Below are 25,423 nucleotides of genomic sequence, written 5' to 3'. Positions count from 1 at the left end.
CCGCCCATCCTGCGCCACCCGTCCGGACCCCTCCGAGCTGCCGGTCCCCACGGGCCACATCGATACTCAAGTGAAAGTCGTCCGACAGGAAAAACGACAGCGTTGCCGGGCGAAGCTCGTCATCCAGGACCCGATCAAGGAGCCGCGTCCGTGACGACCCTCCAGACCCGTCCCGCACCCCCCACGACCATTCGGCCCCGCGCCGTGGCCCGTACCGGCCTGTACCTGCTGCTGGCCGTCAACGCGGCCGTGGTGGCCCGGTTCTTCGTCCAGGCCGGATTCGCGTCCAACGCGCTGATCGTGCTGGGCCGCCTCGCCGGCCTGTACGGCGCCCTCCTGATGGCCTTCCAACTGCTGCTGGTGGCCCGGCTGCCCTGGCTGGACCGCCGGATCGGCATGGACCGGCTGACCTCGTGGCACCGCCGGACCGGCTTCGGCATCCTGTGGACCCTGCTCACGCATGCGGTCTTCATCACCTTCGGCTACGCCCAGGCGTCCTCGATGGACCCGGTGAGCCAGCTGGTGAACCTCGCCGAGACCGTCGAGGGCGTGCTGCGCGCCGTCGTCGCGCTCGCGCTGATCGTCGTGGCCGGCGCCGTCTCGGCCCGCTGGGCACGCCGCCGACTCGCCTACGAGACCTGGCACTTCATCCACCTGTACACCTACGCCGCCGTGGTCCTCGCCTTCACCCACCAGGTCGCGGCCGGTACCACCTTCACCTCCTCGCCCGCCGCGCGGACGTACTGGTACACGCTGTGGGGCGTCGCCCTCGGCTCGGTCGTCCTGGGCCGGCTGGTGCTGCCGCTGTGGCGGAACCTGCGGCATCGGCTGCGGGTGTCGGCGGTCGTCCCCGAGTCCGACGACGTCGTCTCCGTCTACGTCACCGGCCGCCACCTGGACCGGCTGCCCGCGCGGGCCGGCCAGTTCTTCCTCTGGCGGTTCCTCACCCGGGACCGCTGGTGGCAGGCCAACCCCTTCTCCCTGTCCGCCGCCCCCGACGGCCGCACCCTGCGCCTCACCGCGAAGGCGTCCGGCGACGGCAGCGCCGCCCTGCGGCACCTCAAGCCCGGCACCCGCGTCTTCGCCGAGGGCCCCTACGGCGCCTTCACCACACTCCACCGCACCCGCCCGGAGTCCGTGCTGATCGCCGGCGGCGTCGGTGTCACGCCCATCCGGGCGCTGCTGGAGGAGCTCCAGGGCCACGCCGTGGTCATCTACCGGGTGACCACCGACCGCGACGCCGTCCTGTACGACGAGCTGTGCGAGCTCGCCCTCACCAAGGGCGCCGAGCTCCACCTGGTGACCGGACCGGTCCTCCCCGACAAGCTCGCCCCCCGCGAACTGGCACGTCTCGTGCCCGACATCGCGGAGCGGGACGTCTTCCTGTGCGGGCCGCCCGGGATGATGACCGCCGTGCTGCGCAGCCTGGCCGACCTGGGCGTGCCCAAACGGCAGATCCACTTCGAGCGCTTCAGCCTCGCGGGCTGAGAGAGGGCGACCGACCGTGAAGCGAGCCATTCCCGTCTTCGTGCTGACCGTCGCCGGCCTGATACCGGTGTGGCGATACCATCCCTCGACCGGGACCGTCGACACCGCCCAGCCGGCGTCGACCCCGACCGCCATGCCGTCCGCCGCGGCCTCCTCGCCCGCCGCGTCCTCCTCCGCCGCGTCCTCGTCGCGGGTCGTGCAGGGCACCGCGGTGAGCACCACGAAGGGTGTCTTCCAGGTGGAGGTGACCTTCCGGGGCGACCGGATCGCCGCCGTACGGATGCTCCAGGCACCCCACCATCCGCAGACCCGGTGGGCGGTGCCGGAGCTGGTCGCGGAGACGCTCAAGGCGCAGAGCGCCCACATCGACTCGGTGTCCGGGGCCACGATCACGAGCCAGGGGTACAAGGAGTCCCTCCAGGCCGCGATCGACGCCAAGGGGACGTGACGTGCGGCGTGTCGAGCACGTCATGGGCTTCCCCGTCTCGCTGCGGATCGACGACGAGGGCGACTTCGGCGCGGCGGCGGACGAGGTCTTCGCCTGGCTGCGCCAAGTGGACGCCCGTTTCAGTCCGTTCAAGCCCGACAGCGAGGTGTCCCGCTACGGGCGCGGGGAGCCGGCGGACGGTGAGCCGAGCGCGGATCTCAGGGAGGTCCTCCGCCTGTGCGAGCGGTACCGGGCCGCGACCGGCGGTGCCTTCGACGTGCGGCTGCCCGGCCGGGCCTTCGATCCCTGCGCGGTGGTCAAGGGCTGGTCCGTGCAGCGGGCGGCCGGGCTGCTGGCGGCGGCCGGGGCACGGCGGTTCTGCCTCAACGCCGGCGGTGACGTGGTGGTCTCCGGCGGGCCGTGGCGGGTCGGGATACGACACCCGGAACAGGCCGACCGGCTCTGTGCCGTGCTGGCGGTCACCGACGCGGCCGTGGCCACCTCCGGGCGGTACGAGCGCGGTGACCACATCCTCGACGGCCGCACGGGACGCCCCGCGACGGGGCTGCTCAGCCTCACCGTGGTGGCCCCGACCCTGACCGAGGCGGACGCGACCGCCACGGCCGCCTTCGCGCTGGGCGCCGACGGGCCGGCCTGGGCCGCCGCCCGCCCCCGCTGCGAGGTGTTCGCGGTCGATGCCGCGCGCAGCGTGCTGCGCACCCCGGGCCTGCCGGTGGCGGCCTGACGCCGGTGACGGGGGCCACTCGCGCGACAGGATGCTGAAACACTCGCGGTCTAGACTCTCCCCGCAACGGGCTGCGCAGCGACGACCGTGGCCGAAAGCAGGCGGAAGTCCGCCAGACCCGAAGGGCATTCGGCGTTTTGATACGCATAGAGTCAGTCACGAAGCGGTATCCGGACGGCACGGTCGCGGTCGACCGGCTGTCGCTCGAGATACCGGACCGCGCGATCACCGTCCTCGTCGGGCCCTCCGGCTGCGGCAAGACGACGACCCTGCGGATGATCAACCGGATGGTGGAGCCCACCGAGGGCAGCATCCTCCTCGACGGCACCGACATCCGCCGGCAGCCGGTCAACACCCTGCGCCGCTCGATGGGTTACGTCATCCAGAACGCCGGGCTCTTCCAGCACCGCACCATTCTCGACAACATCGCCACCGTGCCCCGGCTGCTCGGCTGGAGCAAGCGGAAGGCCCGCGCGCGAGCCGCCGAGCTGATGGAGCGGGTGGGGCTCGACGCCGCGCTCGCCAAGCGGTACCCGTACCAGCTCTCCGGCGGCCAGCAGCAGCGCGTCGGCGTGGCCAGGGCGCTCGCCGCCGACCCGCCGGTGCTGCTGATGGACGAGCCGTTCTCCGCCGTCGACCCCGTGGTGCGCAAGGGGCTGCAGGACGAACTGCTGCGCATCCAGGACGAGCTGGGCAAGACCATCGTCTTCGTCACGCACGACATCGACGAGGCGATCAAGCTCGGCACGATGGTCGCCGTCCTGCGCACCGGCGGCCGGCTCGCCCAGTTCGCTCCGCCCGCCGAACTGCTCAGCGCGCCCGCCGACGCCTTCGTGGAGGACTTCCTCGGTGCCGACCGCGGCATCCGCCGGCTGTCCTTCTTCCCGTCCGCCGGCCTGGAGCTGCAGACCGCGCCGATCGTGGGCATCGACGCCGGCGCCGACGAGATCGCCTCCCGCGCCGACGCCCCCCACCTCCTCGTCACCGATGCCGACGGCAGGCCGCTCGGCTGGAGCGAGCCGGACCGGCTCACCGCCGGGGCCGTCGACCGGGAGCGGCTCCTCGACCACGGGCGGCCCTTCGTGCCCGGCAAGGACTCGCTGCGCACCGCGCTCGACGGGGCGGTGCTCTCGCCGACCGGCTGGGCCGTCGCGGTGGACGACGAGGGACGCGCCGTGGGCGTCGTCTCCCAGCAGGTCATCGGCGAGGCCATCCGCACCGCCCACAGCCGGGCCGCGACGGCGTCTGCCACCGAGCAGGACCGGGCCGCGGACCGTGCGGACGGTGCGGACGGTGCCAACCACCAGGCCATCGACGCCGCCGACGCCGCGGATGACCAGGGCGGGGACGGTGCGGATGGTGCGGGGGGTGTGGATGGGCAGGCACTTGGCGGTGCCGATGTCGGGGATGGCCGGCCAGACGCCCGCGCCGATGCCGCAGATGACCAGTCCGTGGATGGTGCCGACGGTGCGAGGGGCCAGTGCGTGGATGGTGCCGACGGTGTGGGGGACCAGGCACCTGACGGCCCCGGACCTGTAGAGGGCCGGCCGGCCGACGGCGCCGATGCCGGCGACGGTCAGGCCACCGGCGGTGCCGACCTCAAGGCCACGCCATGAACGGCTTCTTCGACCTCCCGAGCGACCTCCAGCACAGCTACCTCGGGCTCGTCGGGCTGCATGTGCGCGAGGGACTGCTTCCGGTGCTGGCCGCGCTGCTCGTGGCGCTGCCCGTGGCCCAGCTCTGTGTGCGCTTCCGCTGGGTCTACCCGCCCGTCCTCGGCGTCACCACCGTGCTCTACTCCATCCCGTCGCTGGCCTTCTTCGTCGTACTCATCGACTACTTCGGGCAGAGCGAGACCACGGTGATGATCCCGCTCGCGGTCTACAGCCTGGTGGTGCTGGTGCCGGGGATCGTGGACGGCGTCCGCTCGGTGCCGCAGGAGACCCTGGCCGCCGCGCAGGCCATGGGCTTCGGCCCCGTACGCCGCTATCTCCAGGTCCAGTTGCCCATCGCCGCACCCGCGATCATCGCGGGCCTGAGGGTGGCGGTCGTCTCCAGCTTCTCCCTGGTCAGCGTCGGCATGCTCATCGGTAACCAGGGCGCGCTCGGCAACATGCTCAACGACGCCACCACCTACCACCGGCCCGCCCTGGCCGTGAACTCGGTCCTGACGACGGCGCTGCTGGGCATCCTCGCCGACGCGCTGCTGGTGCTGCTGCGCCGCCTGCTCACCCCCTGGATGCCGAGGAAGGGTGCCACCCGGTGAACGTCCTGAACTTCGCGCACGCCTTCTTCAGCGACAGCGCCCACTGGCACGGCTACGACGGCATCCCCACCCGGCTCGCCGAGCACGTCAAGTACTCCCTGGAAGCACTGCTGCTCGCCGCCCTGATCGGACTGCCCGTCGGCCTGGTCACCGGCCACTACGGCCGCGGCGGCAACGCCCTCGCCCTGATCGCCACGGCGGGCCGGGCGCTGCCCAGCTTCGGTCTGCTGGTCCTGATGTTCATCTGGATCGGATTCGGGCTGGTGCCGGTGATGATCCCGCTGGTCGTGCTCGCCGTACCGCCCATCCTGGTCACCACCTACGAGGCGATCCGCTCCGTCGACCCCTCGCCCGTGGACGCCGCCCGGGGCATGGGCATGCCCGAGGCCAGGGTGCTGTTCCAGGTCGAGCTGCCGGTCGCGCTGCCCCTCGTCCTGAGCGGTCTGCGCACCGCGGCCATCCAGATCGTCTCCACCGCCACCATCGCCGCGTACGTCAGCCTCGGCGGACTCGGCCGCTACATCATCGACGGTCTCTACCAGCGGGACTACGAGAAGGTCGTCGGCGGCGCCACCCTGGTCGCCGGGCTCGCCCTGGTCACCCTCGCGTTGTTCTGGGCGGCCTCCCGCATCACGGTCTCGCCGGGGGTACGACGGAGCGGCTGACGTTTGTTTCCGTTCATCAAGAATCCGTTACAAGGCAGGTGCTCGATGCTCACAAGTGCCCGCAGATCGAGTCGAATCGGAGATTCGCGGCACTTGACTGACCGAGAACCGGCTGGATTGGATCGGCGGGTGACTTCCATCAACCGCATCAGCAGGTCCATCCGGAGGAACCGAGGCGCGGCGGTGGTCGCCCTCGCGGCGGCGACGGCCCTGCTGGCGGGCTGTTCCTCCAACGGCGGCAAGTCCGGCGGCAACCCGCTGACGGACAGCCAGGCGAGCGGCGACACCGTGGTCGTCGGATCCAACAACTTCCCCGAGAGCACCCTGCTCGCCGACATCTACGGCGAGGCCCTCAAGGCCAAGGGAATCAAGGTCGGTTACAAGCCGAACATCGGCAGCCGCGAGACCACCTACGGGCTGATCAAGAACGGCGCCATCAAGGTGCTGCCCGAGTACAACGGCGCGCTGCTGGCCTACCTCGACCCGAAGGCCAGGCCGACGACGGCCGAGGCCACGACGACGGCCATCGAGGCCAAGCTGGGCTCCGAGCTGACCCTGCTGAAGCCCGCGGCGGCGCAGTCGAAGGACTCGGTGACGCTCAACGCGGCCACTGCGAAGAAGTACCACCTCACCGAGAAGTCGACCGTCGCCGACCTGAAGGACATCGCGAAGGACCTGGTCATCGGCGCCTCGCCGGAGTTCCAGACCCGGCAGCAGGGGCTGGTGGGCCTGAAGTCGGTCTACGGCCTTCAGTTCAAGTCGTTCAAGGCGCTCGACGCGGGCGGCCCGCTCACCCAGGCCGCCCTGCAGAAGAACGCCGTGCAGGCCGCGGACATCTTCACCACGGACCCCACCATCTCGAAGGAGAAGTTCGTCGTCCTGCAGGACCCGAAGAACCTCTTCGGCTTCGAGAACGTCCAGCCGCTCGTCCACAAGGGCGCCCTGTCCCAGAAGGGCGTGGACGCGCTCGACGCGGTCTCGGCCAAGCTCGACACCGCGACCCTGCTGGACCTGGACACCCAGGTACAGGTCCAGGGCAAGGACCCGCTGGACGTGGCCCGGGCCTGGCTGAAGACCGCCGGCCTCGCCTGACGGCCGTCACCGACGCGGGTGCCCCCGGGAGACCGGGAGCACCCGCGTCGTATTTCTGCAGGATCAGCGTGGCCGATGGAAGAAATCCGCATCCACACCGTTCCTGATGGAGCCCGTCTCGCGCGCTCCCGCACGCTGGCCCGGGGCCGGTCCCGGCCCCCGCAGTGAGCGCGAGAGGAACAGTGGAAGACCCATGACCACAGCACACGTGGCTGTCGCCACCCCCTACCGCAGGCGGTGGCCCGGCCTGGCCGCCCTGCTGCTCGGTGAGGCGATGAACCTGCTGGACGCGACCGTCGTACAGGTGGCCGCGCCCGCCGTCCACGCCGACCTGGGCGGGCCGGTCTCGGACGTCCAGTGGTTCGGCGCCGCCTACACCCTGCCGTTCGCGGTGCTGCTCATCACCGGCGGACGGCTCGGGGACATCGCCGGCCGGCGCCGCATGTTCGTCCTCGGCGTCACGCTGTTCACGGCGGCGTCCGTGGCCTGCGCACTGGCGCCGTCGCCCGGGCTGCTCATCGCCTTCCGGGCGGTGCAGGGCGCAGCGGCGGCGCTGATCATTCCGCAGACCATCGGGCTGATCAAGGCGATGTTCTCGGGGGAGGAGACCGCGAAGGCGCTGGGCAGCATCGGACCGGTGATGGGCCTCGCCGCCGTCTGCGGGCCCGTCCTCGGCGGTGTACTGACCCACGCCGACCTGTTCGGCTCGTCCTGGCGGTCCGCGTTCCTGGTGAACGTGCCGGTGGCCGCGCTGGTGCTGGCCCTCGCCCGGAACCTGCCGGAGAACCGTGCCCCGCACCGCCCGGCCCTCGACTGGCCCGGCACCGCCCTGGCCGCACTCGGCACCGGGCTCCTGGTGTACCCGCTGATCGGCGGCGACTTCAGCCAACTGGGCGCATACGACTGGGTGTTGCTCGGCACCGGACTCCTCGTGCTCGCCGGCTTCGCCCGGCACCAGCGGCGCACGGCCCGTCCGCTGCTGGAGCCCGGTCTGTTCACCCACCGCGGCTTCCCGGCCGCCCTCGTCACCTCCACGGCCTTCTTCGCGGTGACCAACGGCCTCACCGTCGTGGTCGTCCTTCAGCTCCAGCTCGACACGGGCACCGGCGTGCTGGCGTCCGGACTGAGCCTGCTGCCGTGGTCCGCCGGTCTTGCCCTCGCCTCCTGGTGGACGGGTTCACGGCTGGTACGGCGGCACGGACGCCGGGTCATGCCGTACGGGCTCGGGCTGCTGCTGACCGGACTGCTCGCCGCCGTGGCCGCGTACCGCACGACCACGCCGGGCCACTACCCGGTCGCCCTGCTCCCGGCCCTCGCCCTCGTCGGCCTCGGCGCAGGCCTGTTCACCCCCGCCTTCTTCACCCTCGCCCTGCACCCCCTGCGTCCGCAGGAGATCGGCTCGGCGGCCGGACTGCTCAACGCGGTACAGCAGCTGGGGGCCACCCTGGGAGTGGCGGTCCTCGGCAGCACCTACCTGGCGGGAACGGGCTCGGGTGCACCCCAGGCGGCGTGCTGGGTGGCGGTGGGGCTGCTGGGCGTGGCCTGGGTGGCGAGCGGGTCGGTGGGGGCGGCGGAGGGAGCTTCCTAGGCACCTGGTGCCGGGCTGGGCGGGGTGGGTCTGGCTTGGCCGCGCTCGCGGGGTGCCGCCTGCGCCCACCCTCCCCCACTCTCGGCTTCGCTCGACCGGGGGCCCCGTCGCCCCAGCGGCACGACTGCCCGCAGACTGCGGCGGGAAGCGCCCCGATGGGGCGCGGGGCTGGATCGACATACGGCTCCGCCGCGTGGGCGCGACCGGCCACACCGCACGCCCAGTCGCGCACGGTCTCAACCGCCCCGCCGGGTGGGCGTGTGGAGACGCCGCACCCTTTCCAGATCCGTCAGCACCGGACTCGCCGCCTTGAACGTACGCAGCACCGGGCTCGTCTCCAGCGCGTCGATCTCCCGCAGCGCACCCAGCCGCCGCGTCAGATACCGGTGCAGGTCGGCCGGATCGCGGCACAGCGCCTGCGCGACCAGATTCGTGCGGCCGGTGGTCGCGGCCACGAACGCCAGCTCGTCATGGCCGGCCAGGGCGAGCGCGACCTGCTCCAGGTCGGCCGGCCGCACCGACAGCCACAGCAGGGCCCGGGTACGCACGCCGAAGAGCGCGGCGTCCACCTCCACGTCGAAGAACAGCGCGCCCGACGCGCGCAGTTCGGCCAGCCGCCGGGCCACGGTCGTGGGCGACCAGCCGGTCGCCCGGGCCAGCTCGCCCTGCCCGGCGCGCCCGTCCCGCTCCAGCGCGGCCAGCAACTCCGCGTCCTCGGGCCCCGGTTCCCGAACCCCCTCGGCGCTCTCCCGGTACCGCAGGGCGGCCTGCTGCTCCTCGTCGAGGGCCTGGGCGCTGCGTCGCCAGTTGGCGGGACCGCCCAGGTAGGTGTGCAGCAGGCAGTGCGCGGAGACGGCCGTGATGCCGCCGGTGCGCGGGACGTCGTGCAGCAGGAGGGGGCCGGGCGAGGCGTCCTCTGCAGGGGCGTGGATCACCGCGGTGATCTCGGTGCCCCCCGACGTCAGCTTCACCCAGGACGTGTCCGGCCGCCGTACCAGCGCCCCGGCGATGTCCTGTGCCGAGCGTGCCGTCGCCGTCAGCCGGACCAGCCACTGCGCGCGGCCCGCCCGGTGCGGGTCGGCGAGGCCCACCACGCGCAGCCCGGCCTCGTGGCGCAGCCGGCGGTAGCGGCGGGCCACGGTCTGTGCCGAGACACCGAGGACCTCCGCGATCCCGCTGAACGGCGCCCGGCCGTCCAGATGCAGGGCGTGGATGAGAGCACGGTCGAGGTCGTCGAGCATGCCCCCGTCCTCGCGTGGCCCGACGGGCTCAGAGGTCGAACTCGTGCGGCGGCAGGTCCAGCGTGTAGCAGGCCTCGCGCACCACGGCCTGCTCCGTCTTGTCGAAGTCGCCGTCCGCGCCGCCGATCACGATGCCGATCTGTATCACGGCCCGCGCCTCGGCCGGCTTCTTCTTCGCCTTGGCGATCTCCTGCAGCACGCTCACCTTGCCGAAGGCGAAGTCCGTCGTCAGCTTGTTCAGGTTCTCCTCGAAGCGGCGCCTGAGGTCGTCCGCCGGGAAGTTCTGCAACACCTCGTTCGTGGCGATGAGCTGGGCCACCCGCTGGCGCTCCGACGGATCCACGCTCCCGTCCGCGGCCGCGACGAGCGCGCACATCGCCATGCTCGCATCGCGGAACGCGCCGCTCTTCAGGTCGTTCTTCTTCGCCACCAACTGGGTCTGCATCTGCGTCGCCGATTCCTTGACGCGGTCCCACAGTGCCATGCGCACTCCTCGTATCACTCGCGATCCACGCCCGGGCGCTCCCCGGCACACCGGCGAAGACTTCTGCAGCACCGTGGAAACTCCGGGGCTCGCCGGGAAGTTCCCGCCGCCTAGACTGAATTGCCGCACACGGACGGAACAGACGGCACACAGGACGACGCGGAGGGAAGGCGACAGTGGCGACAGCGCCCGGCACCGGCTACCAGGACCCCTCCGCCGAGGTGCTCGCCGAGGCGGCCGCCGCCTTCGGGCTGCTCGCCTCGCCCGCCCGGCTGCACATCGTCTGGGCGCTGATCCAGGGGGAGAGCGATGTCACCGGGCTGGCCGAGCGGGTCGGCGGCGCGCTGCCCGCCGTCAGCCAGCACCTGACCAAGCTGAAGCTCGCCGGGCTGGTCCGCTCCCGTCGCGAGGGCCGCCGTCAGGTGTACTTCGTGGACGCCGCCGGACAGGCCGCCGTCGTCGACGTCGTACGCCTCCTCGTCGGCCGGCTCGCCGAACGGGCCGCGGCCGTCCCGGCCCCCGCCCGCCGCCTCCGTGGCCTCTGAGGCCTCGACGGGTCCGGTGGGCGGACCCGGGACCGGCAGCGCGAGCGGCACGTCGCTCCAGGTGCTGCGCCGCCTCGACACCGGCCCGCGCGGACTCACCGACGCCGAGGCCGCCGCCCGGCTCGCCACCCACGGCGAGAACGCCCCGCCCCGCCCGCGTACCCCCTCCGCGCTCCGGCGCTGTCTGCGCGGCCTGCGCGACCCGTTCACCGCCGTCCTCCTCACCCTCGGCCTGGTGTCGGCGTTCGTCGCCTCCTGGGGCACCGCCACGGTGATCCTCGCCCTGGTGGCCGTCAGCTGCGCGCTGCGCGCGGCCGGCGAGCGCCGCGCCGACCGCTCGCTCGCCTCCTTGCGCGAACTCGTCGCCGGTACGGCCACCGTGCTGCGCCGCACCGACGACGCCGCCGCCCCGCGCGCCCACGAGGTCCCGTTGGCCGACCTGGTGCCCGGTGACGTCGTACGGCTCGGCCCGGGCGACCTCGTCCCGGCCGACGTACGGCTGCTGCGCGCCCGCGGTCTCACCGTGTCCGAGGCCGCGCTCACCGGCGAGTCCGCGCCCGTGGCCAAGGCCGCCGCCGAACCGCCGGAGCCGCTCGGCGAGTCCATGCTGTGCTTCCAGGGCAGCGCGGTCGTCGCGGGCAGCGCCACCGCGGTCGTCGTGGCCACCGGGGCGCGCACCCGGTTCGCGGCCGCGCAGCGTACGCCGGAGCCGCGCGAGCCCAGCGCCTTCGACCGGTCCGTGCACGGCATCGCCCGGGTGCTGGTCCGGTTCATGCTGCTCACCCCGCCGCTCGTGCTCATGGCGGGCGCGGCGCTGCGCGGCCGGGGCCTGCAGACGCTGCCGTTCGTCGTGTCCGTGGCCGTCGGGCTCACCCCCGAGATGCTCCCGGTGATCGTCACCACGTGCCTCGCCCGGAGTGCCGCGCTGCTGGCCCGCACCCGCCGGGTCGTCGTACGGCGGCTGCCCGCGCTGCACGACCTCGGCGCGATCGACGTATTGTGCGTGGACAAGACCGGCACCCTCACCCAGGACCGGCCGGTCGCCGCCCGCTCCCTCGGGCCCGACGGCCGGGACGATCCGGAGGTGCTGCGCTGGGCGGCCGCCGGCGCCTGGTGGACCCTGCACCTCGCCGAACTGCCCGCCCCCGACGCCCTGGACGAGGCGCTGCTCGACGTCGCCGGGGCAGTGGGTGAGGAGTACGACGGGCTCGCCGCGCTGCCCGTCGCGCCCGGCCGGCGGCTCGCGACCGCCGTCGTCGCCGGCCGGTTCGGCCACCACCTGCTGATCACCAAGGGAGCCGCCGAGGACGTCCTGGCGCGCTGCGCGCTGCCGGACGCCGAGCGGCAGCGGCTGCTCGCGCTCGCCGCACGCGAGGCGGAGACCGGGCAGCGGGTGCTGGCCGTCGCCACCGCCGAACGACCCGCCCGCATCCGCCCGTACACCCCCGCCGACGAACGCGGACTCACCTTCCGAGGCCTGGTCACCTTCCGCGACGAACTCGCCCCGGGCGCCGCCGAGTCCCTGCGCACCCTCGCCGCCCTCGGCGTCGGCGTCCACATCCTCACCGGCGACCACCCGGCGACCGCGGCACGTGTCTGCCGGGAGGCCGGGCTGGAGCCGGGGGAGGTGCGCACCGCCCGGACCGGCGAGGGGGACGGCCCGGGCCGGGCCGGCGGGACCACCACGGTCGTCGCCCGGTGCACCCCCGAGGACAAGGCCCGTGTCGTCGCCGGGCTGCGGGCCGCCGGGCACACCGTCGGCTTCCTCGGGGACGGCGTCAACGACGTGGCCGCGCTGCTCGCCGCCGACGTCGGGATCGCGCCGCGCGGCGCCGTGGCGGTGGCGCGGGAGAGCGCGGACGTCGTGCTGGGCGAGAAGGACCTCACCGCCATCGGACACGCCGTCACCGCCGGCCGCCGCAGCAGCGCCAACATCGCCGCCTATCTGCGGGTGACCCTCTCCTCCAACCTGGGCAACGTCCTCGCCATGCTCGCGGCCGGACTGCTGCTGCCCTTCCTGCCGATGCTCCCCGTGCAGGTGCTCGCGCAGAACCTGTGCTTCGACGCCGCCCAGCTCGCCTTCGCCCACGACCGCCCGGCCCCGAGCGAGCTGCGTCGGCCGACCGTGCTGCGGCCGGCCGCCTTCCTGCGGTTCATCACCGGCTTCGGCGTCCTCAACGCCTTCGCCGACCTCGCCACCTTCGGCGTCCTCACGCTCGCCCTGAACGGCCCCGACGCGCTGCACGACGAGGCCGTCTTCCACTCCGCCTGGTTCACCGAGAACCTGCTCACCCAGGCGCTGGTCATGCTGCTCCTGCGCGACGGGCGGCGCCTTGCGCGGGGCGGATGGTCGGGACCGGTCGGCTGGGCCGCCGCCTTCCTCGCCGCCGTGGGGATCGCCCTACCGCCCAGCCCGCTGGGCGCCGCGCTCGGCATGACCGCCCTGCCCGCCCCGTACCACCTGCTGCTGGCCGCCGTCCTCGGCCTGTACGCCATGGCCCTCACCATGACCACGAAGCACCCCGCGCGGCGGCGGCCGGAGGGGTCCGTGTCGTGAAGCCGTCGCAGGTCGTGCCCCGTGAGCGAGGCCGGCGCGTCGGCGGGTGAGCGTACGGCCCCGCAGACGGCGCGGCGTCCGGGGGAGCCCGGAGCGGGGGCCGGGTGACGGGATCGTGCGGTGTCCACCGGGCCCCGCTGGTGAGCGGGGGTTGAGCACCGGGCGCGCGGCGTCCGCCGAGCCACCCGTGAGCGCGGGCCCAGCGGGGGAGCGGCTCGCGTGGTCGGTGCCTGATCGGGCAACCGGCGGAGACGGCCGTCGGTTTGCCTGGATCCGCACGCGGCGGGCCGACACCCGCGCCCGCCCTCCGGTGCCGTCAGGCGGCCAGGCCCTTCGTCCCCTGCGGACTCTTGATGCCCTCGGCCCGTGCCCGTGCCGCCGCCTTCGCCTGCCTACGGCGTTTACGGCGGCTGAGGCGCGGCTCCTGGTCGGGGAGCCAGCCGAAGGCGAGGCAGCTGCCGGTGACGCCCAGCAGGAGGCCGATGAAGAAGCCGCCCAGGTTGGACGTGACCCAGGTGCCCAGGGAGAGCAGGACGCCGGTGATGGAGTAGAAGAGCCGCTGCGCCGGGTTGAACAGGATCAGCAGGCCCAGCAGTGCCATCAGGGTCGGCAGCAGGTAGCCGGCCGCCCCCTGCATGCCGATGTGCATCACGACCTTCAGCGAGGCCTTCTCGGTGAGCAGGATCTCGCCGCCGGCCAGCGCGAGCAGCAGCCCGCCCCAGAACGGCCGGCGGGCCCGCCAGCCACGGAAGGCGGCCCGCGCTCCCGGGCGTGGACGGTCGGCCACCGCGATCAGCAACCCGAGCCGCTGAAACGGAGCTTGAGGCCCGGCAGCTTGAACACACCAGCTGTCGTCGCGTAGTTGGTCTGCCGTAGGTTGGCGATGCGCACGGTGTCGGCCTGCTGGCTGAACACACCGATCGGGCCCTTCACGCCCGCCTTGGTCAGCGTGCTGGCGTCGTTGCCGATCTCGATGTTGTTGAACGCGGCGTCGCCGGACAGCTCGGTGGAGTCGGTGGTCAGGTCCGTTGCCTGCACCTTGTCCGCGCCGCCGCCCGCCGTGATGAGCAGGTTGGTGCCGCCGAGGTCGACGCTCTGGCACAGCTTGGTGAGCGTGGCGTTCTTGATGGCGGAGGTCACCACGAGCTCCTGCCCCCCGGTGTCACCGGCGTTCGGGCTGCCGTCCGCCATGTTGTCGAGGCCGCCGAACTGCTCGAAACCGGTTCCGTTCAGTTCCGTCGCGGTGACCGTGAACGGCATGCCGGAGATCGCGAACTGCACGCCCAGCGCTCCCTGGGCGGTGAGCACCGCGAGACCGGCTGCGAGGAGGGTGGCGGGTACCGCCATCACCGCGGCCCGCCGGGCCCGGACCCGGCCCCGTCTCTCGCCGCCCGCGGCGGTGACGGCCGCCTGCGGTGTTTCGGGCGTTTCAGGAGTTTCGGAGGGCGAACCGTTTCCCGGGTTCTCGGGGGTGTTGCCGACGGACGGGACGTCCGGGGACGAGGCCATGTCTGCTCCCATGGGCATGCATCAATGCGGGTCGGGCTTCAGTGGCGCGGTGTCCTGGCGCGGACAGCGACTGTCGCGTACGCCTCCCCGCACCCCGGCGGAGCAAGGGCTTTCTCGTTACGCGGCAGTAGCCTTCGAGGAAGTTACCGCCGGTTACTTCGGAGGGTCAAGGCGGATGTGAAAAAAGCGTGCCGGATGTGCGCGAGCTGCGATCGCCGGTTGCAACTGCCCTTGTAGGACTTGACGTTGACGGTTGATCAGGTCTACAACTTCCCCTGCTTTCACGGATCCGTGGCGCCGGATCCGCCGAGCGGCACCGGATGCGTTTCCCGGCCTCTCACGCCGACCGCTCACCTCGGACGACAGAAACCGTTCACATCGGTGCGGCCCGGCACGGCCCCCGTCCCCCCGGTCGTGCCCGGCCGTCCTCTGCCGGCCCGGCCGAAGGTCTACCCCCGGGCCTTCGGCCGGTGCCCGCACGGCCGCCGTCGCCGGACCGTCGCGTACGGAGAAGGCGCACGGTCCTGCGCCGGCGGCACCGCGCACCTCACCGCACCACGCCCCTACGGCATCCCATGCCGTCCCGCACCATCGACCCCCCATCCGCCACCCCCCACCCACCTCATCCGGACCCCACCCAGGAAAGAGGCACCCGCATGCGTACCCGATCCCTTCTCGCCCTCGCCGGCACCGCCACCGCACTCACCCTCGCGGTCGCCGCCCCCGCCTCCGCCGACGGCAGCGCCGTCCTCACCACCGGCAGCGCGGGCGGCACCGCCGTCGCGGCCGGCGACACCGTCACCGCGCCGCTGGCCTCCGGCACCTCCGCCACGCTCTACTCCAGCGCGACCGGCACCAGCGGCGTCAGGTGCACGTCCTCCCAGTTCACCGCCACGGTCACCGGCAACCCGTCCGCCCCCGGTACGGCCACCGAGTCCGTCACCGGGCACACCTTCGACCCCAGCTCCTGCACCAGCAACGTGACCGGCGTGCTCGGTGTCAGCAGCATCACCGTCGACAACCTGCCCTACACGGCGACGGTCGGCTCCGACGGCACCCTCACCGTCTCGCCGGCGAGCGGCTCCACCATCCAGACCACGGTCAAGCTGCGCACCCTGCTGGGCTCCATCACCTGCGTCTACCAGGCGGCCTCGCTGACCGGGAAGGCCGACAACGCCGACAACAGCATCAGCTTCACCAACCAGCAGTTCACCAAGACCTCCGGTTCGTCGCTGTGCTTCGCCAACGGCTACTTCACCGCCAAGTACGCGCCCGTGACGGACGGCGGTACCCCGGTCTACGTGAACTGAGGGGCCGACTGTCCCGCAGAACCGCAGACTTCAGCGTCGTCGCAGACGCACTGCGAGGGCGGCGCCCCCGGTGAGCACCAGCACCGCGGCGGCGCCGCCCGCCAGCATGGGCGCGGAGGGGCCCGTGCCCCGGGTGACCTGCCCGCCCGCGGCGGGAGCCGGGTCCGGAGACGTCGCCTGCGCGGCCTTCGCCTGCCCTGATCCCGCCCCTGATCCCGCCTCCGCTCCCGCCTTTTTCTCGTCCTTCTCCGGAAAGACCACGTCGGAACACGAGTAATAGGTGTCCGGCGTGCTGCTGTTCTGCCAGACGGTGTAAAGAACCTGACGCCCCGTCCGGTCCCGCGGGAGTCTCACGGCGATGTGATACGCCCCGTCCCGCAGCGGTGGATCGGTGACCTGGGCGAAGGGCCGCTCCGGCAGATCCGACCACCTGAGCGGTCTCGCCGGGTCGTAGCCGGGCTTGGTCAGGTACAGCCGGAACGTGCCCGCGTGCGCGATCGTCGAGGCGTACGTCATCGTCAGTGCGGCCCCGGGCGTCAGGCGGGTCGCCGGCCAGTCCCGCCGCGCCAGGTCCAGGCCCCGGTATGCCGGAAGGTCTCCGCTGCACAGTCTGCCGTCCGGAATCACCTGCCGGTCACGGCCGTTCACCCCTGCCACGCGCAGGTTGTCCCACGCGGTGAAGGGGGTGCCGTTCGCCGCGACCGCCGCACGGCAGGCCGCCGAACGCGCGGCGTCGCCGCCCCGGGGAGAGCAGGCGTAGACCCGGCTGACCGGATCCGTGGGGGCGCCGTGTGCCTGGGCAGACCCCGCCGCCCACGACAGGAGCAGGAGCGGGGCCGCGGCGGCGGCCGCCGTGACGCTCGGGCGGGCGGTCATCCGGGTCATCCGGGATGTCTCCTCGACGGGCGCGGGAACGGGGTCTGCGCGGTCCAGTACGGCCGAGGCGTTGCGTGTGTTCACCCGGACCGGCGGATCGATGGTCAGGGGGCGTGAAAGCACCGACCGGTTCGGACGTTTCGCGCCTGATTCGGGGCCCCGTTGAGGAGCCGGCGGCCGTCCTCGTATGGTGGCGATCATGGGTTGGGGGCCCGCCGCCCCGCGGCTGCCGACGACAGCCGGGAAAGGAAGGGGGAAACCGTTCTCATCTCGCCGTTCACGAACCGCCGGGGGCCTGTTCGGCGCCGGATCCACCGGTGACACGTGTGGGCCCGCCGACCCGCGCCCGAACCGCCGCTGCCACTCGGTGAGTTATCGTGTGCGGGGGGTCAAAAACAAACCGCATGTCCCGTTCGTTGATATGAGTCGCGAGGAGGGGTCCCAGGATGGCGAGGCAGTTACGTGCCGAACAGACCCGGGCAACGATCATCACGGCCGCCGCCGATCTGTTCGACCGGCAAGGCTACGAGTCCACGAGTCTGAGCGACATCGTCACGCACGCGAAGGTCACCAAGGGGGCGCTGTACTTCCACTTCGCCGCCAAGGAGGACCTCGCCCACGCCATCCTCGAACTCAACGCCAAGGCCGCGAAAGCGGTCGTCGCCGAGGTCGAGAGCCGCGGCTGCTCCTCGCTGGAGGCCCTGATGCGCACCACGTTCGGGGTCGCGCGGCTCGCCGTGGAGGACCCGGTGCCGCGCGCCGCGCTCCGCCTCGCCACCGCCGACGTCGCCGTACGGCCGCCCCTCAGGCATCCCTTCACCGAGTGGCTGGAGTTCGCCACCCGTAAGTTCACCGGAGCCGTCAGGGAGTCCGATGTGCACGGCGAGCTCGACGTCGGCGTCGTCGCACACTCCCTGGTCGCCTTCTTCGTCGGCACGCGGGTCGCCGGCCGCTCGCTCGAACCGGCGGGACGGCTGCCGCGCCGGGTCGCCGAGATGTGGCACCTGCTGATCCGGGGCCTGGTCCCGGTGCACCGCCGCCCCCGCTACGTCACGCTCGCCACGCAGCTGGAGCGGGAGATCCGAACCGCCTGAGGCACGCGATACGGTGACGGACATGCCCCCCACCCCGTTCGCACCCGTGATCCTCGGCAACGAACCCGGCTCGTTCCCGCACAGCGTGCTGGCCGAGCGGCATCCCGCCATCATCGGCCGGGTGCGGGACGCCTTCCCGTACGGACCCGGGCAGCACCGGGCACTCGACGAGCTGCTGAAGAGCTGCACCGAGGGCACGGTCGAGCCGCTGCCCGCCGCTGCCCCGGACCGGGACCGGTGGCAGGCGTGGGGTCTGCCCGGCTGTGCCGGGCTCTCCTGGTACGACGTGCCGTGGCTGTGGGCCGAGAGCTACTTCTACCGCCGGCTGCTGGAGGCCGTCGGCTGGTTCGGACCCGGGCCCTGGCAGGGCATCGACCCCTTCCGCCCGTTCAAGCGCGCCGAACTCGAGGCGCCGGAGACCGACGGGGAACTGGCCGCGCTGGACGCGCTGCCCGGCCTGCCGGAGGAGGAGCGGGCGCGAGCCCTGTTGCACGGCTCGCTGTGGGGCAACCGCGCCGACCTCGGCTTCCGGCTCTCCGCCGAGGGCGCCGAGGCCCGGGACCCGGCCCCCGCGCTGGTCGCCGACGACAGCGCGGCCCTGTGGTCCCTGCTGCCGCCCGGCAGCGCGGCCACACTCGTCCTGGTCGCCGACAACGCCGGCCGCGAACTCGTCCCGGACCTGCTGCTGCTCGCCCATCTCCTCACCGAGGGCCGGGCCGCCCGGGCGGTGCTGCACGTCAAGCCGTACCCGTACTACGTCTCCGACGCCACCACCGCCGACGTCGTCGACGCGCTCCACCGGCTGCGGGCCGCGTCCGGAGCGGCCGCCGAGTACGCGCGCGTGCTCTGGTCGGCCATGGCCGACGGCCGCCTCACCGTGCGCGCCCATCCCTTCTCCTGCGCCCCGCTGCCGTACGCGGAGATGCCGGACGACCTGCGCGCCGAGTTCGCCGCGGCCGACCTCACCGTCTTCAAGGGCGACCTCAACTACCGCCGTCTGGTGGGCGACCGGCTCTGGCCGCCGACCACGCCCTTCCAGGAGACGACCGACTGGTTCCCCGGCCCGGTCGCCGCGCTGCGCACCCTGAAGTCGGACGTGATCACCGGCCTGTCCGCGCCGGCCGAGGCCGCGCTGGAGGCGGCCGAGCACGGGAGCTGGCGCACCAGCGGCACGCACGCGCTGATCCAGGTCTCCGGGGTCGAGGTCAAGTGACCTTGATCTGCAGGGACTTGATGCCGTTGATGAAGTTCGACACAAGCCGCCCGGCCGGTGCCGCCGGCCGCGGAGCGGGGAGCGCCCGCAGCACCTCCTCGTGGAACAGCCGTAGCTGCAACCGTGCGAAGTGGGCGCCCAGGCATACGTGCGGGCCGTCGCCGAAGGACACGTGCGGGTTGGGGGAGCGGGCGAGGTCGAGCCGGGACGGATCGGCGAAGACCCGCTCGTCCCGGTTGGCCGAGGCGTGGAAGACCACGACCTTGTCACCGGCCCGGATCCGCTGCCCCGCCAGCTCGGTGTCCCGCACCGCGGTCCGCCGGAAGGTCAGCACGGGAGGATGCCAGCGCAGCAACTCCTCGACGGCCGTGGACAGTTCCGTCTTCCCGGCGCGCAGCGAGTCGTACGCCGCCGGGTGTTCCGACAGCGCCAGCAGCCCACCCGGAGCCGCACTGCGCACCGTGTCATTGCCCGCGACCGTCAGCAGGAAGAAGAACATCTCCAGCTCACCGTCGGCGAGTTCCGCCTCGTGGGCGAGCGTCGTCAGGATGTCGTCGGCAGGATGCCGTCGCTTGTGCTCGGCCAGCTGTCCGGCGTACGCGAACATGTCCTTCAGCATCGCCGGTGACCGCGGATTGACCGGCTTTCCCGTCGCGTCCAGCACCTCAGGACCGGCCTCGTCCGGGTCCTGGTAGCCGATGACCCGCTGCGTCCAGTGCAGCAGCAGCCGCCGGTCGCTCTCCGGCACGCCCAGCAGATCCGCCAGGTTCAGCAGGGCGTACTCGTCGGTGACAGTGGCCACCAGATCGACGGTGCCGTCCCCTTCCCGGGCCTGCTGAAGGGCCCCGGCGAGCAGGGTGCGTGCCCGCTCCCGGGCGACGGCCGCGAACCGGTCGACCCGGCCCGGCGTGAACGCCCGGCTCACCAGCCGCCGCAAGCGCCCGTGCAGCGGCGGGTCCTGGTTGAGCATCATGCGGCGGATGAACGGCAGGTCCGCCGGGTCCGGGTCACGGATCTGGGTCGCGCCGAGGTGAGAGGAGTACGTCATGGCGTCCTTCAGCACCCGGACGACGTCCTCGTGCCGGGTCACCGCCCAGAAGCCCGGCCCGGCCGGCCAGCCGAGCACCTCCGGCTCCTCCTGCCAGGCGACCGGGTGATGGTCGCGCAGCAGGCGGTAGTCGTCGTACGGCACACCGACGGCGTACCGGCGCGGGTCGAACACGTCGGGCACCGGCGAGGCCTCACGCACGCTCACGCCGGCTCGCTCTCGCCGACCGGGACCACGGCAGCCGCTGAGTCATCGGCGTCAACGGAGTCTTCGGCGCCCGCGGAGTCTTCGGCGTCCGCGCGCAGGAAGTCCTCGACCGCGCGGATCAGGTCCAGCGGAGACTCGTCCATGGCGTAGTGGCCGGCGAACGGCAGTGCCACGAGCTCGGCACGCGGATACCAGCACATCCAGGTCTGCCGCATGACCTCGGGCGACAGGGCCGGGTCCAGCTCACCGGCCACGGCCAGGGCGGGCACCTGGCTGCCCACGACACCGGCGTGGAAGTCCTCGCCCGCCCACGAGTCCAGCCAGGCCCGGAACGCCTTCGCGTCGCTGCGCTCCAGCGAACGGGCGACCATCCGGTCCAGCCAGGCGGCGGGACGCCTGCCCCCGGTGGTGAGGTCGATGATCGCGCGCCGGTTCTCCGGCCTGTGCGCGGCGTCCGTGAACAGCGCGGCCTGCTCGCCGGCCAGCGGCACTCCCGAGGCCGGCACCGGGGAGACACCGACCATCCGGCGCAGCCGGTGCGGGACGAGCGCCGCCAGGCGTTGAGCCACCGCGCCGCCCATGGAGTGCCCGAGCACCGAGAACCGGTCCCAGCCCAGCCGGTCGGCCAGCTCCACCAGGTCCCCGGCCGCCTCGGCCGTCGTGTACGCGCCCACCGCGTCCCGGGCCTCGCCGTAGCCGCGCAGGTCGACCAGCGCGTAACTGAAGGAGGTGCGGTCGAGATCCGGCAGGACGGCGGCGTAGGCGGACCGGTCGGCGAACCAGCCGTGCACGGCGAACACCTTGTGGGCGCCGTCGCCGTGCACCTCATGGGGCAGCACAAAGGAGGTCATGCGCCTACCGTGACCCGCCCGCCGGGGCACGGCAAGGGCGCGGACCGGGGCATAGGGGTGGGGCCGGCGGTGTTGCCCGGCGGCCGGGGACGACCGGGTCATACAGCGCCGCCCCCGGGATGCCGGCGACCAGCCCGATCCGCCCGGTGGCGCGGGCCACCGCGGCGAGCAGGACCTGGAGCTCCGCGGTCACCCCGCCGTCCACGGCCGGCAGGTGACCGCCCGTTACGACAGGGTCGAAACCCGGTTCCGCCACGCTCGACCTGCTCTCCCACGGGCGTTTCGTCCTCCCCGCACCCGGCCCCTGGACTCCCGGCCCCGCAGTCGTGATCGCCCCCGGCGGGCGGCGGAAGTTCCCCGTTCCCGGCGGGGTTCACGCGATGGTGTGATCATGTCCCGGGCGGGGGATGGGTGTTGCGGGCCACGGGTAGGGCCCGGCCATGACGCAGCCGTTCGAACTCCCGCACTTCTACATGCCGTATCCCGCGCGGCTCAACCCGCACCTCGACGAGGCCCGGGCCCATTCGACCGAGTGGGCGCGCGAGATGGGCATGCTGGAAGGATCCGGGATCTGGGAGCAGGCCGACCTGGAGGCGCACGACTACGGTCTCCTGTGCGCCTACACCCACCCCGACTGCGACGGACCCGCTCTCTCGCTGATCACCGACTGGTACGTGTGGGTGTTCTTCTTCGACGACCACTTCCTCGACATGTACAAGCGAACCCAGGACCGCGCCGCCGGAAAGGCTCACCTGGACCGCCTGCCGCTGTTCATGCCGCTCGACCCGGCGACCCCCGTGCCGCAGCCGGAGAATCCCGTCGAGGCGGGGCTGAAGGACCTGTGGGCGCGCACGGTGCCGTCGATGTCCGTGGACTGGCGCCGCCGCTTCTCCGTGGCCACCGAGCATCTGCTCAACGAGTCGATGTGGGAGCTGTCGAACATGAACGAGGGGCGGATCGCCAACCCCGTCGAGTACATCGAGATGCGCCGCAAGGTGGGCGGCGCCCCCTGGTCGGCCGGGCTCGTGGAGTACGCGACCGCCGAGGTGCCCGCCGCCGTCGCCGGCACCCGCCCGCTGCGGGTCCTGATGGAGACCTTCGCCGACGCCGTCCACCTGCGCAACGACCTGTTCTCCTACCAGCGCGAGGTCGAGGACGAGGGCGAGAACAGCAACGGCGTGCTGGTGCTGGAGACCTTCTTCGGCTGTACCACCCAGGAGGCCGCCGAGACCGTCAACGACATCCTCACCTCACGCCTGCACCAGTTCGAGCACACCGCGTTCACCGAAGTACCCGCCGTGGCCCTGGAGAAGGGCCTCACCCCGGACCAGGCCGCCGCGATCGCCGCCTACACCAAGGGACTTCAGGACTGGCAGTCGGGCGGCCATGAATGGCACCTGCGCTCCAGCCGCTACATGAACAAGGGCGCCCGGAGCGGATCGCCCTGGCAGCTGCCGAGCGGCCCCGGCGTCTTTGCCGCCGACGTCGGCGCGCTCCTCGCCTCGGCCGCCCAGGAACGCCTGCGCGCCTACGCCCACCTGCCGTACCAGACGGTCGGCCCGTCCATCCTGCCCGAGTTCCCCATGCCCTACCGGCTCGAACTGAGCCCGCATCTCGACGACGCCCGCCGGAACCTCGTCGGCTGGTCGCACCGCATGGGCATCCTCCAGGAGGGCATCTGGGACGAGGACAAACTCGCCGCCTACGACCTCGCGCTGTGCTCCGCGGGCATGGACCCGGACGCCACCCCCGAGGCCCTCGACCTCAGCGCCCAGTGGCTCGCCTGGGGGACGTACGGCGACGACTACTACCCGCTGGTCTACGGCCACCGCCGGGACCTGGCCGCCGCCCGGCTGACCACGGCCCGGCTGTCGCAGTGCATGCCCGTCGAGGGCGAGCCCGCCCTGGTCCCGGCCGACGCGATGGAACGCGGGCTCGTCGACCTGTGGGCGCGGACGACGGCCGGCATGACCGCCGACGAGCGGCGCACCCTGAAGGCCGCCGTGGACACGATGACCGAGAGCTGGGTGTGGGAGCTGTCCAACCAGCTGCAGAACCGCATCCCCGACCCGGTCGACTACCTGGAGATGCGACGCGCCACCTTCGGCTCCGATCTCACCCTGAGCCTGTGCCGGATGGGCCACGGCCCCGCCGTCCCGCCGGAGGTGTACCGCAGCGGCCCGGTGCGCTCACTGGAGAACGCCGCCATCGACTACGCCTGTCTGGTCAACGACATCTTCTCCTACCAGAAGGAGATCGAGTACGAGGGCGAGTTCCACAACGCCGTACTGGTGGTGCAGAACTTCTTCGGCGTCGACTACCCGACCGCGCTCGGTGTCGTCCACGACCTGACGACCCAGCGCATGCAGCAGTTCGAGCACGTCATCGAGCATGAACTGCCCGTGCTGTACGACGACTTCGCGCTGTCGGAGGCAGGCCGGGCGGCCATGGACGACTATGTCCTCGACCTGCAGAACTGGCTCGCCGGAATCCTGAACTGGCACCGGAACGTGGACCGCTACAGGGCCGAGTGGCTGGGCCGCCGCTCCCACGGCTTCCTGCCCGACCGGGCCCCCGCGCCGCCCGTCCAGCTCGTCAGCTGACCTCGTCCACCCGCTCCGCCACCTCCGCCGCGGCCTCGTCCAGCCCCGCGCGGGCCGCTCCGGCCAGCTCGCCGCGTATCGCCTCGCCGCCCGCCAGGACCGCGCGGGCCTCCTGAAGGAGGTCCGCCTCGGCCAGGGTGCGGGCCAGGGCGTAGTGCTCCTGGGCGAGGTGCCGGCCGGGGTTGACCTCCCGCCAGTGTCCGAGCGAGTCGTCGCCCGGGAAGATGACGGTGTCCCGGATCCTGGCCAGGGTCCGGGCGGCCGGGACCAGCCGGCCCGTCTCGCGCTCCAGCCGCGCCTGGTCCCGCAGCGCCGACACCCGGTCGCGGGCGGTGTCCCCCAGCGCGGCGTACAGACGCTGGGCGCGCAGCGCCTGCTCCAGGTCGCCGAGGTGCTCGAGGTCGTAGGCCAGGGAACCGAGCGGGGAGGGGTCGATGGCGGTGGGGGCGTCGGGCCGCCGTAGCAGGCTCTGGTTCATGACGACGGCGTCCAGCCGCCGGATCAGGGTCACCCTGGCCGGCTCGGTGAGGCCCTGCGCCGCGGCCAGGTCCGTCCACGTCGACTCCGGCTCTTCGGACGGGTCCGTGCCGAACAGGGAGCCGTCCAGGCCCTCGGCCCACCGGCGCAGGTCGGTCCCGTCGGCGTCCGGATCCGGTATGCCGCCGGGGCCGCACCAGGTGTCGTAGTCCCTCTCGCGCACCTCCTGCAGCAGCGGCAGGTCCGCGGGATCCCCGTGCAGGCCCACCAGGACGGCCGCGAGCCGCAGTTCGTCGCTCATCGAGGACTCCGCCTCCCGGCGCAGCAGCAGCCGCAGCACGGGCAGGTCACCGTCCGCGCGGTCGAACTGCGCGGCCCGCAGTACCAGCCGGCGCCGTAGCGGATCGTCGGCCACGGCGGTGTCCCCGGCGCGCAGCCGGGCGAGGCCGGCCCGGCCCTCGGCCAGCACCCGCTCCCACAACGGCGGGCGGGGATGGCTGTCCAGCAGCCGATAGGCCATCCCCTCCTCGGCGTTGAGCAGCACATGGTCCGGTTCGGTGCGCAGCAGGGCCGCGTGCAGCACGCCGATCAGCTCCACCGGGGAACGCTCCGGCAGGCCGAGCGCGGCGCGCAGTTCGACGCGCTCGGCGTCGAAGCCGTAGCACTCGCGGATCTCGTCCTCCGTCTCGGTCACGTACGCGAGGATCGCCTCCTCGCCGTCCGCCGGAGACAGGTCGACGTAGTCCCGCCGGCCGGGCAGACCGATCATGATCTCCAGCGCCTCGTCCGCGCTCGCCCCGATGATCCCGGCCCCGCCCTCCGAGTCGGCGTACAGCATCGAGCCGTCCGCGCACAGGAAGTACGTGCCGCCGGAGTCGTCACCCGCTATCACCTCGAGCGGGCCGCCCGAGGCCAGGCGGACCGGTTCGACGTGGCCGTCGTCGGCCCGCTCCAGGTCGAACTCGAAGGGAAAAGCAGCCAGTTCGGCAAGGTGCCGGTGCTGCCGCAGCAGCCGCAGGGCGTGATCGGTCATGTCACAGAACGTAACAGCCGCCACTGACAACGCCGTCGGGCCCCGCCCGGCTCCGCCTGCCCCGGCACCCGCTGCTTTTCGGCCCTTCGCGTCCGGAAGCGGAC

21 protein-coding genes and 1 pseudogene are annotated in these 25,423 nt (G+C 72.7%); 14 read left to right on the top strand and 8 right to left on the bottom strand.

The features are described 5' to 3' along the window. The first annotated feature begins 150 nt into the window (after positions 1–150). From FB563_RS03745 to FB563_RS03710, 8 genes and pseudogenes are all read left to right on the top strand, one after another. Positions 151–1,488, top strand: a complete 1,338-nt coding sequence (locus FB563_RS03745; RefSeq protein ID WP_055707935.1) for a ferredoxin reductase family protein — start codon at positions 151–153, stop codon at positions 1,486–1,488. A 16-nt stretch (positions 1,489–1,504) separates the two neighbouring features. Then, on the top strand, positions 1,505–1,936 hold the full coding sequence (locus tag FB563_RS03740) for an FMN-binding protein (protein WP_055707936.1): 432 nt from the start codon (positions 1,505–1,507) through the stop codon (positions 1,934–1,936). 1 nt (position 1,937) lies between these two features. After that, positions 1,938–2,660: an FAD:protein FMN transferase gene (locus tag FB563_RS03735; RefSeq protein WP_055707937.1), complete on the top strand. Its 723-nt coding sequence runs from the start codon at positions 1,938–1,940 to the stop codon at positions 2,658–2,660. Positions 2,661–2,797: 137 nt separating this feature from the next. Beyond that, positions 2,798–3,919: pseudogene (locus tag FB563_RS03730) on the top strand (ABC transporter ATP-binding protein); the annotation flags it as partial. 353 nt (positions 3,920–4,272) lie between these two features. Further along, on the top strand, positions 4,273–4,926 hold the full coding sequence (locus tag FB563_RS03725) for an ABC transporter permease (RefSeq protein WP_055707938.1): 654 nt from the start codon (positions 4,273–4,275) through the stop codon (positions 4,924–4,926). Beyond that, positions 4,923–5,591, top strand: a complete 669-nt coding sequence (locus tag FB563_RS03720) for an ABC transporter permease (RefSeq protein WP_055707939.1) — start codon at positions 4,923–4,925, stop codon at positions 5,589–5,591. The genes FB563_RS03725 and FB563_RS03720 overlap by 4 nt, the downstream gene beginning before the upstream one ends. 129 nt (positions 5,592–5,720) lie before the next feature. After that, positions 5,721–6,683: an ABC transporter substrate-binding protein gene (locus FB563_RS03715; RefSeq protein WP_055707940.1), complete on the top strand. Its 963-nt coding sequence runs from the start codon at positions 5,721–5,723 to the stop codon at positions 6,681–6,683. A gap of 193 nt (positions 6,684–6,876) precedes the next feature. Then, complete coding sequence (locus tag FB563_RS03710; RefSeq protein WP_142218456.1) at positions 6,877–8,271, top strand: MFS transporter; 1,395 nt, start codon at positions 6,877–6,879, stop codon at positions 8,269–8,271. 236 nt (positions 8,272–8,507) lie between these two features. On the opposite strand, the gene FB563_RS03705 is transcribed toward FB563_RS03710, so the two are convergent. Next, on the bottom strand, positions 8,508–9,512 hold the full coding sequence (locus tag FB563_RS03705; protein ID WP_142218455.1) for an Lrp/AsnC family transcriptional regulator: 1,005 nt from the start codon (positions 9,510–9,512) through the stop codon (positions 8,508–8,510). 28 nt (positions 9,513–9,540) lie between these two features. After that, positions 9,541–9,996, bottom strand: a complete 456-nt coding sequence (locus tag FB563_RS03700) for a tellurite resistance TerB family protein (RefSeq protein WP_142218454.1) — start codon at positions 9,994–9,996, stop codon at positions 9,541–9,543. A 176-nt stretch (positions 9,997–10,172) separates the two neighbouring features. Between FB563_RS03700 and FB563_RS03695 the strand changes: the two genes are divergently transcribed. Continuing rightward, positions 10,173–10,541 (top strand): ArsR/SmtB family transcription factor, encoded by a 369-nt coding sequence (locus FB563_RS03695; protein WP_142218453.1) that lies wholly within the window; start codon positions 10,173–10,175, stop codon positions 10,539–10,541. 16 nt (positions 10,542–10,557) lie between these two features. Then, complete coding sequence (locus FB563_RS03690; RefSeq protein WP_244328999.1) at positions 10,558–13,098, top strand: HAD-IC family P-type ATPase; 2,541 nt, start codon at positions 10,558–10,560, stop codon at positions 13,096–13,098. A 316-nt stretch (positions 13,099–13,414) separates the two neighbouring features. Here FB563_RS03690 and FB563_RS03685 read toward each other — a convergent pair whose 3' ends face one another. Together FB563_RS03685 and FB563_RS03680 are read right to left on the bottom strand one after the other, a co-directional pair. After that, complete coding sequence (locus tag FB563_RS03685) at positions 13,415–13,885, bottom strand: DUF6114 domain-containing protein (protein WP_234358072.1); 471 nt, start codon at positions 13,883–13,885, stop codon at positions 13,415–13,417. A 5-nt stretch (positions 13,886–13,890) separates the two neighbouring features. Next, positions 13,891–14,607: a DUF6230 family protein gene (locus tag FB563_RS03680; RefSeq protein WP_055710173.1), complete on the bottom strand. Its 717-nt coding sequence runs from the start codon at positions 14,605–14,607 to the stop codon at positions 13,891–13,893. A 656-nt stretch (positions 14,608–15,263) separates the two neighbouring features. Between FB563_RS03680 and FB563_RS03675 the strand changes: the two genes are divergently transcribed. Beyond that, a complete protein-coding gene (locus FB563_RS03675) occupies positions 15,264–15,917 on the top strand; it encodes a hypothetical protein (protein ID WP_055708699.1) in 654 nt (217 codons plus the stop codon). 30 nt (positions 15,918–15,947) lie between these two features. Here FB563_RS03675 and FB563_RS03670 read toward each other — a convergent pair whose 3' ends face one another. After that, positions 15,948–16,802 (bottom strand): lytic polysaccharide monooxygenase auxiliary activity family 9 protein, encoded by an 855-nt coding sequence (locus FB563_RS03670; protein WP_055708698.1) that lies wholly within the window; start codon positions 16,800–16,802, stop codon positions 15,948–15,950. Positions 16,803–17,239: 437 nt separating this feature from the next. Here FB563_RS03670 and FB563_RS03665 point away from each other — a divergent pair, with 437 nt between their 5' ends. Together FB563_RS03665 and FB563_RS03660 are read left to right on the top strand one after the other, a co-directional pair. Continuing rightward, the gene (locus FB563_RS03665) at positions 17,240–17,887 is read left to right on the top strand and encodes a ScbR family autoregulator-binding transcription factor (RefSeq protein WP_055708697.1); all 648 of its coding nucleotides are present in this window, start codon (positions 17,240–17,242) and stop codon (positions 17,885–17,887) included. Positions 17,888–17,909: 22 nt separating this feature from the next. After that, positions 17,910–19,100 (top strand): damage-control phosphatase ARMT1 family protein, encoded by a 1,191-nt coding sequence (locus tag FB563_RS03660; protein ID WP_055708701.1) that lies wholly within the window; start codon positions 17,910–17,912, stop codon positions 19,098–19,100. Here the strand turns inward: FB563_RS03660 and FB563_RS03655 are convergent. Beyond that, positions 19,093–20,355, bottom strand: coding sequence for a cytochrome P450 (locus FB563_RS03655; protein WP_055708696.1), 1,263 nt, complete (start codon positions 20,353–20,355; stop codon positions 19,093–19,095). The two genes, FB563_RS03660 and FB563_RS03655, sit on opposite strands and share 8 nt — an antisense overlap. Next, complete coding sequence (locus FB563_RS03650; protein WP_079048982.1) at positions 20,352–21,206, bottom strand: alpha/beta fold hydrolase; 855 nt, start codon at positions 21,204–21,206, stop codon at positions 20,352–20,354. Before FB563_RS03650 ends, FB563_RS03655 begins: the two co-directional genes overlap by 4 nt. 440 nt (positions 21,207–21,646) lie before the next feature. On the opposite strand from FB563_RS03650, the gene cyc2 reads away from it, so the two are divergent. Further along, positions 21,647–23,809 carry a germacradienol/geosmin synthase Cyc2 gene (gene cyc2 / locus FB563_RS03645; RefSeq protein WP_055708695.1) on the top strand — a complete coding sequence of 721 codons (2,163 nt, stop codon included), beginning with the start codon at positions 21,647–21,649 and terminating at the stop codon, positions 23,807–23,809. Here the strand turns inward: cyc2 and FB563_RS03640 are convergent. Beyond that, a complete protein-coding gene (locus FB563_RS03640; protein WP_055708694.1) occupies positions 23,802–25,319 on the bottom strand; it encodes a hypothetical protein in 1,518 nt (505 codons plus the stop codon). The two genes, cyc2 and FB563_RS03640, sit on opposite strands and share 8 nt — an antisense overlap. Between the last annotated feature and the right edge of the window lie 104 nt (positions 25,320–25,423).

Origin of the sequence: Streptomyces puniciscabiei, from assembly GCF_006715785.1 — a bacterium.
Taxonomy (GTDB): domain Bacteria; phylum Actinomycetota; class Actinomycetes; order Streptomycetales; family Streptomycetaceae; genus Streptomyces; species Streptomyces puniciscabiei.
This window is presented reverse-complemented; position numbering and strand designations above follow the sequence as displayed.